Source organism: Rhizobium sp. 42MFCr.1 (genome assembly GCF_000377185.1).
Lineage (GTDB): Bacteria > Pseudomonadota > Alphaproteobacteria > Rhizobiales > Rhizobiaceae > Rhizobium > Rhizobium altiplani.
In genome coordinates this window covers 226,251-241,183 of record NZ_KB897821.1, presented here as the reverse complement: position 1 = coordinate 241,183, position 14,933 = coordinate 226,251, and the positions used below count along the sequence as shown (strand labels likewise).

Annotated in this window: 13 protein-coding genes and 1 pseudogene; 8 read left to right on the top strand and 6 right to left on the bottom strand. The window is 59.4% G+C overall.

All coding sequences use genetic code 11. From position 1 onward, the window contains the following. Window positions 1–22 precede the first annotated feature (22 nt). Window positions 23–460: a metallopeptidase family protein gene (locus C934_RS0106705; protein ID WP_018855933.1), complete on the top strand. Its 438-nt coding sequence runs from the start codon at window positions 23–25 to the stop codon at window positions 458–460. A gap of 8 nt (window positions 461–468) precedes the next feature. Here the strand turns inward: C934_RS0106705 and C934_RS0106700 are convergent, their stop codons facing one another. Both C934_RS0106700 and C934_RS0106695 read right to left on the bottom strand, forming a co-directional pair. After that, window positions 469–675, bottom strand: coding sequence for a DUF1737 domain-containing protein (locus C934_RS0106700; RefSeq protein WP_018855932.1), 207 nt, complete (start codon window positions 673–675; stop codon window positions 469–471). A 13-nt stretch (window positions 676–688) separates the two neighbouring features. Beyond that, window positions 689–1,597: an HpcH/HpaI aldolase/citrate lyase family protein gene (locus tag C934_RS0106695; RefSeq protein WP_026371613.1), complete on the bottom strand. Its 909-nt coding sequence runs from the start codon at window positions 1,595–1,597 to the stop codon at window positions 689–691. Window positions 1,598–1,708: 111 nt separating this feature from the next. Between C934_RS0106695 and C934_RS0106690 the strand changes: the two genes are divergently transcribed. From C934_RS0106690 to leuD, 3 genes are all read left to right on the top strand, one after another. Beyond that, window positions 1,709–1,951, top strand: a complete 243-nt coding sequence (locus tag C934_RS0106690) for a hypothetical protein (RefSeq protein WP_018855930.1) — start codon at window positions 1,709–1,711, stop codon at window positions 1,949–1,951. 113 nt (window positions 1,952–2,064) lie between these two features. Further along, complete coding sequence (locus tag C934_RS0106685; RefSeq protein WP_018855929.1) at window positions 2,065–2,493, top strand: VOC family protein; 429 nt, start codon at window positions 2,065–2,067, stop codon at window positions 2,491–2,493. Window positions 2,494–2,631: 138 nt separating this feature from the next. Next, the gene (gene leuD / locus C934_RS0106680; protein WP_018855928.1) at window positions 2,632–3,240 is read left to right on the top strand and encodes a 3-isopropylmalate dehydratase small subunit; all 609 of its coding nucleotides are present in this window, start codon (window positions 2,632–2,634) and stop codon (window positions 3,238–3,240) included. A 58-nt stretch (window positions 3,241–3,298) separates the two neighbouring features. Here the strand turns inward: leuD and C934_RS31665 are convergent. Then, window positions 3,299–3,679: pseudogene (locus C934_RS31665) on the bottom strand (pyridoxal-phosphate dependent enzyme); the annotation flags it as partial. 148 nt (window positions 3,680–3,827) lie between these two features. Between C934_RS31665 and leuB the strand changes: the two are divergent. Together leuB and C934_RS0106665 are read left to right on the top strand one after the other, a co-directional pair. Then, the gene (gene leuB, locus C934_RS0106670) at window positions 3,828–4,940 is read left to right on the top strand and encodes a 3-isopropylmalate dehydrogenase (protein WP_018855926.1); all 1,113 of its coding nucleotides are present in this window, start codon (window positions 3,828–3,830) and stop codon (window positions 4,938–4,940) included. A gap of 117 nt (window positions 4,941–5,057) precedes the next feature. Then, window positions 5,058–5,819, top strand: coding sequence for a phosphatase PAP2 family protein (locus C934_RS0106665; protein WP_018855925.1), 762 nt, complete (start codon window positions 5,058–5,060; stop codon window positions 5,817–5,819). Between the two features lie 66 nt (window positions 5,820–5,885). Here C934_RS0106665 and C934_RS0106660 read toward each other — a convergent pair whose 3' ends face one another. From C934_RS0106660 to C934_RS0106650, 3 genes are all read right to left on the bottom strand, one after another. Beyond that, complete coding sequence (locus C934_RS0106660) at window positions 5,886–7,772, bottom strand: MFS transporter (RefSeq protein ID WP_018855924.1); 1,887 nt, start codon at window positions 7,770–7,772, stop codon at window positions 5,886–5,888. Between the two features lie 218 nt (window positions 7,773–7,990). Continuing rightward, window positions 7,991–8,344: a VOC family protein gene (locus tag C934_RS0106655; RefSeq protein WP_018855923.1), complete on the bottom strand. Its 354-nt coding sequence runs from the start codon at window positions 8,342–8,344 to the stop codon at window positions 7,991–7,993. Window positions 8,345–8,457: 113 nt separating this feature from the next. Beyond that, the gene (locus C934_RS0106650; RefSeq protein ID WP_018855922.1) at window positions 8,458–10,221 is read right to left on the bottom strand and encodes a glucan ABC transporter ATP-binding protein/ permease; all 1,764 of its coding nucleotides are present in this window, start codon (window positions 10,219–10,221) and stop codon (window positions 8,458–8,460) included. A 316-nt stretch (window positions 10,222–10,537) separates the two neighbouring features. On the opposite strand from C934_RS0106650, the gene C934_RS0106645 reads away from it, so the two are divergent. Next, a complete protein-coding gene (locus C934_RS0106645) occupies window positions 10,538–11,278 on the top strand; it encodes a helix-turn-helix transcriptional regulator (protein WP_026371612.1) in 741 nt (246 codons plus the stop codon). Window positions 11,279–11,393: 115 nt separating this feature from the next. Continuing rightward, entirely contained in the window at window positions 11,394–14,858 is a 3,465-nt protein-coding gene (pyc, locus tag C934_RS0106640; protein ID WP_018855920.1) for a pyruvate carboxylase, read from the top strand. Window positions 14,859–14,933: the final 75 nt, after the last annotated feature.

Sequence of the window (14,933 nt, the reverse complement as noted above, 5' to 3'; positions counted from 1 at the left end):
GGCGGCAAAGGAAGGAATATTAATGGCCCGCATAGACCAGAGCGAGGATTGGCGGGATCGCCACGCGCCGACGATCAGTACCTTCGAGTCGTTGGCGATGGAGGCATATAGCCACCTGCCGGAAGAATTCCGCTCGCTGACCACCAATCTGACCATCGAGATCGAGGATTTCCCTGACGACGACGTGTTCGAGGACATGGCGCTGGAAACGCCATTCGACCTTCTCGGCCTCTTTGAAGGCCGGGGCATCTCGGAGCGTTTCACGATGGAAACCGGCGAACTGCCGAACCGTATCCGCCTCTACAGGCGGCCGATCCTCGACTACTGGGCCGAGAACGACGAGACGCTGGGCGATATCATCACCCACGTCCTCATCCACGAGATCGGCCACCATTTCGGTCTCAGCGACGACGACATGGAACGGATCGAGGCAAGTGCCGAAGAGGCGGCCGAACGCTAAGCCTTCGCTTACTGTTCGGATAGCTTCATGTCCGGGTGGTAGTCCTTGCCTTCGACTTCCTTGACGATCGCCTGAGCGCACATCACCTGGCCGGTCTGGGTGTTGAAGGTCAGCGACGGCGAGCCGTTCAGCGACCAGCCCTTGTTGAGGGCGTCGGTTACGCGATGACAGAAAGCGGCATCATCCTGGCCGGTCAGAAGGCGATAAAGCTTCATCTAGAGTCGTCTTTCACTTCGCCGTTTGGCGCTCAGTAATCAGGCGGGCTTTATGAACCAGACTTTCCGCCTGGACAAGATGCAGCCGCTCGATCATCCGTCCATTGACATTGATGACGTTCAGACCTTCGGCAGCCGGGTCGGCAAAGGCGGCGATGATTGCCTCCGCCTCGGCAATTGCCGCATTGTCCGGGCCGAAATGCCGGTTTGACGCTTCGATCTGAGCAGGATGGATCAGCATCTTGCCGTCGAAGCCCATGGCCCGGGCATGCGCGCATTCGGCGTCGAAGGCATCTGCGTCCTTGAAATCATTGAAGACACTGTCGATCGCGTCGAGGCCATAGGCACGCACGGCAAGTACCACCTGCATCAGCCAGGGCACGAGATAGGTGCGGCCGGGCTGCGGCAAGACACCGGTCTCTTTGCGCAGGTCGTTGAGGCCAACGACGAAACAATCGAGTCTTGAGCCCGGCGTGCGTCCGGCTTCGGCGATCGCCGCCGCGTTCAGAATGCCGCGGGGCGTTTCGATCATCGCCCAGATGCGGAGGCTTTCCGGCGCATCGGCATCGGCAAGCCGGTCGCTGATGGACATCACATCCTGAGGCTCGGCCACTTTCGGCAGAAGCACGGCATCCGGTTCCAATGCCAAGACCAGCTCCATGTCGGCATTGCCGAATGTGGAAGCCAGCGCATTGATGCGGATGATCCGCTCCTTGTTCACCAGAGGAGGGCCCGAAAAAAAGGCTTTCAGATTGTCGCGGGCTTCCGCCTTTCGCTCCGGCGCCACCGAGTCCTCGAGATCGAAGATCACGGCGTCGCAATCGAGCGCATGGGTCTTTTCCAAGGCGCGTGCATTGATGGCCGGAACGCTTAGCACCGAACGGCGGAGATTCAAGGAACGAGTCGGAGAGTTGCGGGTCATCACAAATCTGTGCCAAGCTTTGTGATGGGTGGCAAGACAACAAAAAGCCATGCTCACCTTGCAGAGAAAGAAATGAAGGACCACATTCCTTTCCGAAGAAAGGTCTAAACCATGCAAAGCATTCGTTCCGTCTTCCTCCTGCTCGCAGGCATCACAGCCTTCATTGCGTTGGCGCTCCTCACATTTTCTGTGACGCTCGCAGTTGGCGGTATCCTGACGGTGCTCATGGTTGGCCGCGCGCTTTCGCTGAAGATGAAACCGGCCCCCGTTCGCGCCACCGCCAGAACGAAGTCACATTCCGGCGAGAGCATGCGTATCTGGAATGACGGGCGCGGCACGATCATCGACCTCTGACCGTCGGGTCGTTTCCAGAAAAATTTCGACATCGCTGTCGGCTCGGCTGATCTTCCCGCGTCTTTGAAAGGCCAGGGCTTTTGCCCAAACCAAATCAAACAATGGAGGACAGAATGGATACCGCAACGGAAACCGGCGCAACGAAAATGCCGCCGGTCAAGAATGGCTTGTTGCCTTATGTCACCGTCGACGGTGCTTTGAAGGCGGCGGAATTCTACAAGCGTGCGTTCGGCGCCGAGGAGGCTTTTGTCGTTCCTCCTGACGAAAACGGGCGGACGATGCATGTTCACCTCTACGTCAACGGAAGCTCGCTGATGCTCTGCGATGCCTACCCCGAGCATGGTCATCCCTTCGAAAAGCACCAGGGCTTCAGTCTCCAGCTTGTTATCGACGATATCGATTTCTGGTGGGAGCGCGCGGTTCAGGCTGGCGTAGAGGTGATCATGCCCGTTCAGCTGATGTTCTGGGGCGATCGGTATGGCCAGCTTCGCGATCCGTTCGGGGTTCTCTGGGCAATGAATGCGCCAGCGAATGCAAGTTGATCTCACGATATCCATGGATGGCTGCGCGTCGAATCCGCGCGCAGCCTTTTCCGCGGTGTAAATTTTCCTTCATTTTGGCCGAAATCTGGACTAAACGCTGATCAACAAAACTACGTCTGCTGACATTGGAGCCAGGCCATGGACAAATTCGTAAAGCTGACGGGCGTTGCTGCCCCTCTGCCTGTTGTCAACATCGACACCGACATGATCATTCCGAAGGATTACCTGAAGACGATCAAGCGCACCGGTCTTGGCAAGGGTCTTTTCGCCGAAGCCCGTTACAATGAAGACGGTTCTCCGAACCCGGATTTCGTGCTGAACAAGCCGGCCTATCAGAATGCGAAGATCCTGGTTGCCGGTGACAATTTCGGTTGCGGCTCCTCGCGCGAGCATGCGCCATGGGCGCTTCTCGACTTCGGCATCCGTTGCGTAATCTCGACCAGCTTCGCCGACATCTTCTACAACAACTGTTTCAAGAACGGCATTCTGCCGATCAAGGTCAGCCAGGAAAACCTCGACAAGCTGATGGACGACGCCTCGCGCGGCTCCAATGCGATCCTGACGGTCGACCTGGAAAACCTTGAGATCACCGGTCCGGACGGCGGTTCGATCAAGTTCGATCTCGACGAGTTCAAGCGCCACTGCCTGCTGAACGGCCTCGACGATATCGGCCTGACACTCGAGAAGGGCAAGGCAATCGACAGCTTCGAAGCCAAGAACGCGGCATCGCGCCCCTGGGCTGCTTAAGTCTTAAAAACATAGCATTCGAGAAAGCCGGGTTTTCGCCCGGCTTTTCTTTTGCTGCTTACAGCAACCGTTCTTTCCAAACCTTCAGCTTTTCCAGCGAGACACCGATGCCGCCGCAGACTTCGATCAGCGGATTATTGAAGCGGGCGAGAATATCGGAATGCACGTCGGCCACCGCCAGGGCGGCCCCGCAGGCGGGCTCGACCAGAATGCGATAGGCATCGGCGAACTTCAGGCAGGCGGTGACCGCCTGCGCATCCGTGACCGTGACGCTTTCGATCGGGTGGTGCTTCGGCAGATCGAAGACGTGCTGCGCCACCTGACGTGCGCCAAGCGAACTGGCGATTGAGGTGATCGCCGGCAAGGTAAGGCGCTCGCCTGCAGCAAGGCTGGCATAAAGCGAAGCGGCCCCTTCGGTCTCGACGGCAATGACCGGCACGCTCTTCTTGTGGACCCGCATGCGCCGATCGGTCAACGAGGGATCGCGGCAGTAATTCCGCAACCGTACCGAATCGGCCTCCCACTCGCTTGAAATGCCGTTTTTGCAGGTCTAAGAAGCCGCAACTTGTTTTTCCGCGGAGGGTTTCATGACAGCGCGCAATCTTTTCCTGCTGCCGGGCGACGGCATCGGCCCAGAGGCCATGGGCGAGGTCCGCAAGATCATTGCCTATATGAACGAGGCAATGAATGCCGGCTTCGTCACCGACGAAGGTCTGGTCGGCGGCAGCGCCTATGACGCGCACGGCGCCGCGATCTCCGAAGGCGACATGCAGAAGGCGCTCGCAGCCGACGCCGTTCTCTTCGGCGCCGTCGGCGGTCCGAAGTGGGATGATGTTCCCTATGAAGTACGCCCCGAAGCCGGCCTGCTGCGCCTGCGCAAGGATCTGGAGCTTTTCGCCAACCTGCGTCCGGCCATCTGCTACCCGGCGCTCGCTTCCGCTTCCTCGCTGAAGCCGGAGCTGGTCGAAGGCCTCGATATCCTGATCATCCGCGAACTGACAGGCGGCGTCTATTTCGGCGAGCCGAAGACCATCACCGATCTCGGCAATGGCCAGAAACGCGCGATCGACACGCAGGTCTACGATACATACGAAATCGAGCGCATCTCGGCCGTGGCCTTCGAAATGGCCCGCACGCGTCAGAATCGCGTCTGCTCGATGGAAAAGCGCAACGTCATGAAGTCGGGCGTGTTGTGGAACCAGGTCGTCACAGCGACGCACAAGGACAAGTATTCCGACGTCAAGCTCGAGCACATGCTGGCGGATGCCGGTGGCATGCAGCTGGTGCGCGCGCCGAAGCAGTTCGACGTCATCGTCACCGACAACCTGTTCGGCGACATGCTGTCCGACGTTGCCGCCATGCTGACGGGCTCGCTCGGCATGCTGCCTTCGGCTTCGCTTGGCGCCCCGGATGCCAAGACCGGCAAGCGCAAGGCGCTCTATGAGCCGGTGCATGGTTCGGCTCCTGACATTGCCGGCAAGGGCATCGCCAATCCGATCGCGATGATCGCTTCCTTCGCCATGTGCCTGCGCTATTCCTTCAACCTCGTGAAGGAAGCCGACAACCTCGAAAAGGCGATCGCCAACGTCCTCGACAAGGGCATCCGCACCGGCGACATCATGGCCGAAGGTTGCACGAAGGTTGGAACCATTGAGATGGGCGACGCGATCCTCGCCGAGTTCAAGGCGCTTTCTGCCTGATATTTCACGTGAAACACGCTTTTGGCCCTTCGCATCTGTTGATGCGGAGGGCCTTTGCTTGAAGGCAGTTATTGTCGCCCCTATCTCCCTTCTGCATTGAGGAAAGAGCGGAGTGGAATGAGCGGGACCGTCGATCGCAAGCCAAGTTTCTGGAACTATCTGCGAAGGCGTTACGAGGCGCGGCGTACGATCTATCGGCGGGTTCCCTGGAAGGGCTTCGTGTTCACCGCCATCAACGCGGTTGCCATTGCGTTCTTCGTCTTCGACCGTCCGCTCGGACAGGCGGCCAAGGACCTGGCGCCGCGGCTGATCACCGTTGCCGGGGACATTACCGATATCGGCAGGCTCGCCTGGATCCTGGCAGGCCTCTGCACGATCTTTGCCACCGGCTATCTCGTTCGCCGCCGACTCTGGAAGGTGCGCAGGCGGTTCCGCATGGTCTATTTCACACAGATGACGGCCTATGTCGGGTTGTCTGTGCTGGTCACCAGCATCATTGCCAACGTGTTGAAGTTTGCAATCGGCCGGGCCCGACCGCTGATCTATGAGCAGGAGGGTATCTTCAGCTTCGCGCCTTTCAATGCTGACTTCCTGCATCAGAGCTTTCCGTCGGGCCATTCGGCCAACATCGGCGCGCTGTTCGTGGCGCTCGCACTTCTCTTCCCGCGCTTTCGCCTTGGTTTTATCGGCATAGGCCTTTGGCTTGGCGCCACACGCGTCATCATCGGCGTGCATTATCCAAGCGATGTCGTGGCCGGCCTTGCGTTGGGCGCCTGGTTCGCCTTTGCCACCTCGGTCCTCTTCGCGCGCTTCGGCTTGGTGTTCTCCATCGATCGCGATGGCGGCTGGCCGACGCCGCGGCTGAGCCGTCTTCTCTAGCCTTCCATAAATAAAAAAACCGGCGCCTTGAGAGCGCCGGGCAGATGTTTGCAGTCCTCAATCGGCTCAATCCATGGCGTGGATATCGCGGTCCTTCGTTTCCGGCAGGAAGATCAGGCCGATGACCAGCGTGATGGCTGCGAAGACGATCGGATACCAGAGGCCGAAGTAGATATCGCCCTTGGCCGCGCTCATTGCAAAGGCCATCGCCGGCAACAAGCCGCCGAACCAGCCGTTGCCGATATGGTAAGGCAGCGACATGCCGGTGTAGCGGATGCGGGTCGGGAAGAGTTCGACCAGCAGGGCTGCGATCGGGCCATAGACCATCGTCACATAGAGAACGAGCACGAACAGAATGGCGATCGTGCCGATCCAGTTGACACGGGCAGGGTCGGCTACCATGGAGAAGCTGCCACCCTTGGCAATGTTATAGACCGCCATGTCGGTGGCGCCCTTTGCTTCATCGGCCGTCAGCAGCTTGTCGGCAACCAGCTTGTCGACCGGTACGGTCTGTTTTTCACCGGCGCGTACTGCGTCAGCGTTGAGGGCAAGCTCAGGGTTGGCCGCGATGAAGGGGTCCAGCTTCGCATCCGGCACCTTGATAGCGCCGCGGTTCAGCGGGTATCCGGCATCATGAAGGGCGATGTTGACGCCCTTTTCGAACGCGCCCGTCATTGCCTTTGCCTTGTCGCCGGCGGCGACGACGTCGAAGCTGGGGATGGTTTCGTCACCGATCTTGATCGTGGCAGGCTGGCCTGCCGGGCCGGGCACGACATCATAAGGCACCGAGTTCTTGGTCAGGAAGGCAGTGGCCACATCGCAAGAGTTGGTGAACTTCGACGTTCCAGTTGGGTTGAACTGGAATTTGCAATCCGCCGGATCGGCCGTCACGGTTGCACGGATAGAAGCCTGGGCTTCCGCAAGCGCCGGATTGGCAGTCCAGGTCATGGCCTTGAACAGCGGGGTGTAGGTAACGGCGGCGATCAAGAGGCCGGCCATCAGGATCGGCTTGCGGCCGATCCTGTCGGACAGGGCGCCGAAGATGACGAAGAAGGGCGTGCCCAGGAAGAGCGCAATGGCGACCATGATGTTTGCCGACTGCAGATCAACCTTGAGCACGTTCTGCAGGAAGAACAACGCATAGAATTGGCCGCCGTACCAGACGACCGCCTGACCCATCGTTGCGCCGAGAAGCGCGATCAGGGCGATCTTGGCGTTCTTCCACTGACCGAAAGCTTCCGTCAGCGGTGCCTTGGATCCCTTGCCTTCGGCCTTCATGCGCTGGAATGCCGGAGATTCGTTCATCTTCAGTCGAATCCAGACGGAAATCCCGAGGAGCACGACGGAGACGAGGAACGGAATGCGCCAGCCCCATGCCGCAAAGGCTTCCTTGCCCATCAGGAACTGGACGCCGACGATGACGAGAAGTGACAGGAAGAGGCCGAGCGTAGCCGTGGTTTGGATCCACGACGTGAAGTATCCGCGGCGTCCATGCGGGGCATGTTCGGCCACGTAAGTCGCCGCACCGCCATATTCACCGCCGAGCGCAAGACCCTGCAAGAGGCGAAGTCCGATCAGGATGATCGGTGCTGCGATACCAATCGTCGCCGCACCCGGCAGGATGCCGACGAGGAAGGTGGAGAGGCCCATGATAAGGATCGTCACCAGGAACGTGTATTTGCGTCCGACGAGATCGCCGAGACGCCCGAAGACCAGTGCGCCGAACGGACGCACGAGGAAGCCGGCAGCGAAGGCCAAAAGCGTGAAGATGTTTCGCGTTGCTTCCGGATACTGGGTAAAATAGGTCGCGCCGATATAGGTTGCGAGCGAACCGTAAAGGTAGAAGTCGTACCATTCGAAAACGGTGCCGAGCGATGAAGCGAAGATAACCTTCTTCTCCTCGCCCGTCATCGGACCGGCCTTGGGGCCGTCGACGCTTGCGATATTTGCCATTTTCTGTCCTCCACAGAATGATGTGAAACGCGGCGCGCGACCACCATGCTCTCCTCAAAGCATACCCTCGGGTCGCGGTTCGCCTGACAAGAGTGTGACAGAAAAGCTCATCCATACAGAGAGCGGCTTTGGGATTATGACTTTAGTCTAACACCTTCGCGCGAATTGCCGCTGGATGGCGCAGCGCGTCCCGCCCGAGGAGTCGGGCGTTGCCGGCTTCACGGTCTATGAGAAAGAATATTCACGATTGTTCCAAAGGGGTCGCGCACGTAGAAGCGCCGAACGCCCCAGGGCTCATTGGCCGGCCCATAGATGATTTCGAAGGCTGATGCACTCATGGCTGCGAAGGCCTCGTCAACATCGTCGACCTCGATCGAGAGGCCTGGAACCGGTGTGTCTGAGCCGCCCTCGCTCGCAAAGCCCACCTGGACCCGCATTGATTGGTTTGAGCCATAGGTGGAGATCCAGTCGTGATCCATCAGTACGTCGAGGCCAAGGATATCCTTATAGAAGACCTTGGCAGCGGCCGGATCGGCTGTTTCGATGTTCGCTACGATTCGCAGGACCTTCATATCGCCTCCGGCAATACCGTTTCCCTTAAGCTATGCGCGAACTCCCCGCGGGCAAGAAAAAAGCCGGGCGGCAGGTACCGTCCGGCTTCTGTTTTTCCCTTGAGCGATCCGTCTTATGCGGCCTCGGTCGTGTGTGCCTTGCGAACTTCTTCGTCCGTGAGGATGCCGCTCGCGCGCAGCAGCGCCGCGAACCGGCCGTTGCTATGGCTGAGCTCATCGAAGCTGCCTTCTTCGACGACACGGCCACCGTCCAGGAACAGGACCTTGTCCGCTTCGCGAACAGTGGAAAGACGGTGCGCGATGATGAATGTCGTGCGGTTCTGGCGCAGGTTGTCGATTGCGGCCTTAACGCGATTTTCGGTTTCGACGTCAAGCGCGCTTGTCGCTTCGTCTAGCACGAGGATCGGGGCATCCTTGAGGATGGCGCGGGCAATCGCCACACGCTGACGTTCGCCGCCGGAGAGCCTGTTGCCGCGTTCGCCGACATGGGTGTCGTACTGCTCTTCGCGCGTCTCGATGAAGTCGGCGGCAGCGGCCGCTTCAGCTGCTCGACGCATGTCCTCATCCGAGGCGCCTTCCCGGCCGAGGCGAATGTTGTCGCTGATCGAGCGGTTGAGCAGGCCGGCATCCTGGAACACCGTCGCGATATAGCGGCGCAGCGACTTGCGGGTGATCTTCGTCGTGTCGTGACCATCGACGAGGATCTGGCCGCTATCCGGGTCATACACGCGCTGCAGCAGGTTGATCATCGTGGTCTTGCCCGAACCGGTCGGACCGACGATCGCAACCGTCTGACCAGCCTTGGCGGTAAAGGACACGTTGTGCAAGCCCTGCGCGGTGTTGCCGAAGCGGAACGACACGTTGCGGAATTCGACTTCACCCTTCACGTCGGCGATATCGTCATTGCCGGCAGGCTCTTCGCGTTCACGCACGGAGTCTTCGAGCGAGTAGAAATCCTCGAGCTTCGAACGGGCCTCGAAAATCTGCGTGGCAAACTGGCGCATCTGGTCGAGACGCGAGATCAGCAGGTTCGCAAAGCCGATGAAGGCAATCACGTCGCCGATGCGCAGCTCGCCGGACTGAACCATGAGCGTGCCGATGACGAGGATGATCATCATCGCAATGGTCGAAGCCATGCGGTTCATGGCGCCCGCGAGAGCCCACCAGTCGAGAACCGGATACTGAGCCTGCAGCAGGCGCTCGGCAAACGACTTCAGTGCCTTGGTTTCTGCTTCGATGCGATTGTAGCTATGGAGGACCGATACGTTGCTGATCGAGTCGCTGACGTGTGAGAAAACGGTGTGGTAGTGGTTTTCGACCGACGCCTGGCCATCCTTGGTGCGGCTCATGACGAGACGACCAATCAGCCAGTAGGCGACGCCGAGCACGACCAACACGCCCGAAAGACGCAGGTCCATCGACATCGCAGTCGGCACCAGAAGCGCGATGGCAACGGCAGTCGCCAGGTGGTTGCGCATGAACTCGAGCCAAAGGCCAAAGAGCGTTTCGCATGCGCGCAGCAGCGTATGCAGCGCATTCGACGTGCCACGCTGATGATGCCAGGACAGCGGCATGGAGATGATACGGCCGAACGCTTCCGTCAGCAGTGTGGCGCGGCGGCCATGGGCCAGCCGGTCGGCCTCACGAGCGACAAGAACGAACGCTATGGTGTTGAAAACGGCAAAGCCGGCCCACATGAAAAGGATGGGTTTGACTTCGCCCTTGCCTGAAATTGCATCGATGATGCGACCGAACAAAATCGGTTCGGCGATTGTGATCGCGGCAAGCACGATGTTCGCAATAACGACCAGGGATACGCGGAGCTTGTAGGCGCCGAGATAGCGCAAAGCTCTAGCATAGACCTTGAATAGCGACACGGCGATACCTCTTGTGCATTTGCGAAATAATGGACGCTGCAACGCTACAAAAAGATACCTGAACCAGCGATTAACGAAGCGTTCAGACGAGCGGTCGCGGCAAGATTCTTTTACGGAGCGCACCCACAGCAATCCATTCCGAGGGACTGAACTTTTTTGGGACGTATCGCAAATCTCGCAATTTTCACTTGCGTTGCATGGTCGCGCTGGCACACCATAGATTGACGTCTAAATGCGTCGCAGGGGCGCCCAACCAAACACTTCCCTTGGTCGTGATCATTCCGCTAGGAGCCCAACTGGCGTAGGGGCATTTATTTTGAGTATTCATTCATTAATTCAATTGCTTGTCGTTCTGGAAGAGTGTCGAAGACCCGAAGGAGTTGTTGGCGAACTGGAGCATGTCATCCACGCCTACGGCTTCCAGTATTATGGCCTTTTGCGACACCTGAAAGCGACTGAAGATCCAATCAGTCTGATGTTTGCCGGTCATTGGCCAGAGAAATGGCCGCAGATCTATATTTCGAAAAAATACGTTCTCAGCGATCCGACGGTTCGCTATCTCGCATATGCGCAAAGGCCGTTTCGCTGGAAGGATAGTCTGGCGGCCTTCCGGAAGGACCCGCATCACCGCCGGATGGAGCAAATGATGGCCGACGCGCATAGCCATGGCCTGAAGGACGGCTACATTTTCCCCATCCAGGGCAGAAACGGCATCCTTGGTAATATGAGCATAGGCGGGACACCGGTAGACCTCTCTCCTGTCGAGATCTCGCTCTTTGATGCCGTTGCCCGAAAGGCTTTCTGGCGTCTTCTTGAGCTTAAGGGGGAGGCGGATGCGCTTGAAGAAGTTTCCGGCATCGACACGCGTTTGACGCGCCGGGAGATGGAAATACTTCAATATCTCGCGGAAGGCATGACCTCGGTTGAGATTGGCAAACGCCTCAAGATTTCAAACCACACCGTCGACTGGTACATGAACGGCCTGCAAGACAAGCTGAAGGCAAAGAATAGACAGCACGCGGTCGCTGTCGCCTTCCGGCATGGGCTGATCACCTAGTCTTAGAGAAATTCTATTTCGGACGGCTCCGGAAATTGAACTTTCCGTGACAGCGCGTTAAGACTTCTCTTCGCGGGTGCAGCATTGCCCGTTTCGATGCCGTGAGGAGACTGCATTGCCCATATCCAAGATACTTGTTGCCAACCGTTCGGAAATTGCCATCCGCGTGTTTCGCGCGGCCAACGAGCTCGGGATAAAAACGGTCGCGATATGGGCGGAAGAAGACAAACTGGCGCTGCACAGGTTCAAGGCAGACGAAAGCTATCAGGTCGGCCGCGGCCCGCATCTTGCCCGCGACCTCGGTCCGATCGAGAGCTATCTGTCGATCGATGAGGTGATCCGCGTCGCCAAGCTTTCCGGCGCCGATGCGATCCATCCCGGCTACGGCCTGCTGTCGGAAAGCCCGGAATTCGTCGATGCCTGCAACAAGGCAGGCATCATCTTCATCGGCCCGACGGCCGATACAATGCGCCAGCTCGGCAACAAGGTCGCCGCGCGCAATCTGGCAATCTCCGTCGGCGTGCCTGTCGTGCCGGCAACGGAACCGTTGCCGGATGATATGGCTGAGGTCGCCAAGATGGCGGCGGCGATCGGCTACCCCGTGATGCTGAAGGCCTCCTGGGGTGGCGGCGGACGCGGCATGCGCGTCATCCGCTCGGAAGCCGACCTTGCACGCGAGGTGACGGAGGCCAAGCGCGAAGCGATGGCGGCCTTTGGTAAGGACGAGGTTTATCTCGAAAAGCTCGTCGAGCGTGCGCGCCATGTCGAAAGCCAGATCCTTGGCGACACGCATGGCAATGTCGTTCATCTCTTCGAGCGCGACTGCTCGATCCAGCGCCGCAACCAGAAGGTCGTCGAGCGTGCGCCGGCGCCTTACCTGTCGGAAGCCCAGCGCCAGGACTTGGCGGCATACTCGCTGAAGATCGCGGGTGCCACCAACTACATCGGTGCGGGCACCGTCGAATATCTGATGGATGCCGACACCGGCAAATTTTACTTCATCGAAGTCAATCCGCGCATCCAGGTCGAGCACACGGTCACCGAAGTCGTTACAGGCATCGATATTGTCAAGGCGCAGATCCACATCCTTGATGGCTTTGCGATCGGTACACCGGAATCGGGCGTTCCCGAGCAGAAGGACATTCGCCTCAACGGCCATGCCCTGCAGTGCCGCATCACGACAGAGGATCCGGAGCACAACTTCATTCCGGACTACGGCCGCATCACCGCCTATCGTTCGGCATCCGGCTTCGGCATCCGTCTCGATGGCGGCACCTCCTATTCCGGCGCGATCATCACCCGGTACTACGATCCGCTGCTGGTCAAGGTCACTGCCTGGGCCCCGAACCCGCTGGAAGCGATCTCCCGCATGGACCGTGCATTGCGTGAGTTCCGTATCCGCGGCGTTGCGACGAACCTCACCTTCCTGGAAGCGATCATCACGCATCCGAATTTCAAGGATAACAGCTACACTACGCGCTTCATCGACTCGACGCCGGAGCTCTTCCAGCAGGTCAAGCGACAGGATCGCGCGACGAAGCTTCTGACTTACCTCGCTGATGTGACGGTCAACGGCCATCCGGAAGCAAAGGATCGGCCGAAGCCGTCCGCCGATATCGCCGAGCCGATCGTCCCTTACACCAACGGCAGCGGCATTGCCGACGGCACCAAGCAGCTTCTCGACAAGCTCGGCCCGAAGAAGTTCGGCGAGTGGATGCGCAACGAAAAGCGCATCCTGATGACCGATACGACGATGCGCGACGGCCACCAGTCGCTGCTTGCGACCCGCATGCGCACCTATGACATCGCGCGGATCGCCGGCACCTATGCGCACGCTTTGCCGAACCTCCTGTCGCTCGAATGCTGGGGCGGCGCGACGTTTGACGTTTCGATGCGCTTCCTGACGGAAGATCCGTGGGAGCGTCTGTCGCTCGTGCGCGAAGCCGCACCTAACCTGCTGTTGCAGATGCTGCTGCGCGGCGCAAACGGCGTCGGTTACAAGAATTACCCCGACAACGTCGTCAAATACTTCGTCCGGCAGGCTGCTGCCGGCGGCATCGATCTCTTCCGCGTCTTCGACTGCCTGAACTGGGTCGAGAACATGCGCGTATCGATGGATGCGGTGGCCGAGGAGAACAAGCTCTGCGAAGCGGCAATCTGCTACACCGGCGATATCCTGAATTCGGCGCGCCCGAAGTACGATCTCAAGTACTATACGGACCTTGCCGTTGAGCTCGAAAAGGCCGGTGCGCATATCATCGCGCTGAAGGATATGGCGGGCCTGCTGAAGCCGGCTGCCGCCAAGGTGCTGTTCAAGGCGCTGCGCGACGCCACCAGCCTGCCGATCCACTTCCACACGCACGACACCTCGGGCATTGCAGCGGCGACGGTTCTCGCGGCGGTCGATGCCGGCGTCGACGCGGTCGATGCGGCAATGGACGCACTGTCCGGCAATACCTCGCAGCCCTGCCTTGGCTCGATCGTCGAGGCCCTGCGCGGCTCCGAACGCGATCCCGGTCTCGATCCGGAATGGATCCGCCGTATCTCCTTCTATTGGGAAGCGGTGCGCCATCAGTACGCGGCCTTCGAAAGCGACCTCAAGGGACCGGCCTCCGAAGTCTATCTGCACGAAATGCCGGGCGGCCAGTTCACCAACCTCAAGGAACAGGCCCGTTCGCTCGGTCTCGAGACGCGCTGGCACGAAGTGGCGCAGGCCTATGCCGACGCCAACCAGATGTTCGGCGATATCGTCAAGGTGACGCCGTCCTCGAAGGTCGTCGGCGACATGGCGCTGATGATGGTCTCGCAAGACCTGACGGTTGCCGATGTCGTCAGCGCCGACAAGGAAGTCTCCTTCCCGGAATCTGTTGTCTCGATGCTGAAGGGCGATCTCGGTCAGCCTCCATCAGGCTGGCCGGAGGCGCTGCAGAAGAAGGCACTGAAGGGCGATGCGCCCTATACGGTGCGTCCGGGTTCGCTGCTTGCCGACGCTGACCTCGATGCCGAGCGCAAGACGATCGAGACCAAGCTGGAGCGCGAGGTCAATGACTTCGAATTCGCGTCCTACCTGATGTATCCGAAAGTCTTCACCGACTTTGCGCTGGCCTCCGACACCTACGGCCCGGTCTCCGTCCTGCCGACACCGGCCTATTTCTACGGCCTTGCCGATGGCGAGGAACTGTTTGCCGATATCGAAAAGGGCAAGACGCTTGTCGTCGTCAACCAGGCGATGAGCCAGACCGACGAGCAAGGCATGGTGACTGTCTTCTTCGAACTCAACGGCCAGCCGCGCCGCATCAAGGTGCCGGATCGCGCCCATGGTGCGACCGGTGCCGCCGCCCGCCGCAAGGCGGAACCCGGCAATGCCGCGCATGTCGGTGCGCCGATGCCAGGCGTCATCTCGCGCGTCTTTGTCTCGCCCGGGCAGGCGGTCAATGCCGGTGACGTGCTTGTTTCCATCGAGGCTATGAAGATGGAAACGGCGATCCACGCCGAAAAGGACGGTGCGATCGCGGAAGTGCTTGTCAAAGCCGGCGACCAGATCGACGCCAAGGATCTGTTGGTCAGCTACGCGGGCTGACGAAGATGCGAAGGACAAAAACAGGGCGGCCTTCGGGCCGCCCTTCTGCTTTTTATGCGCGAATTGATATGAGCA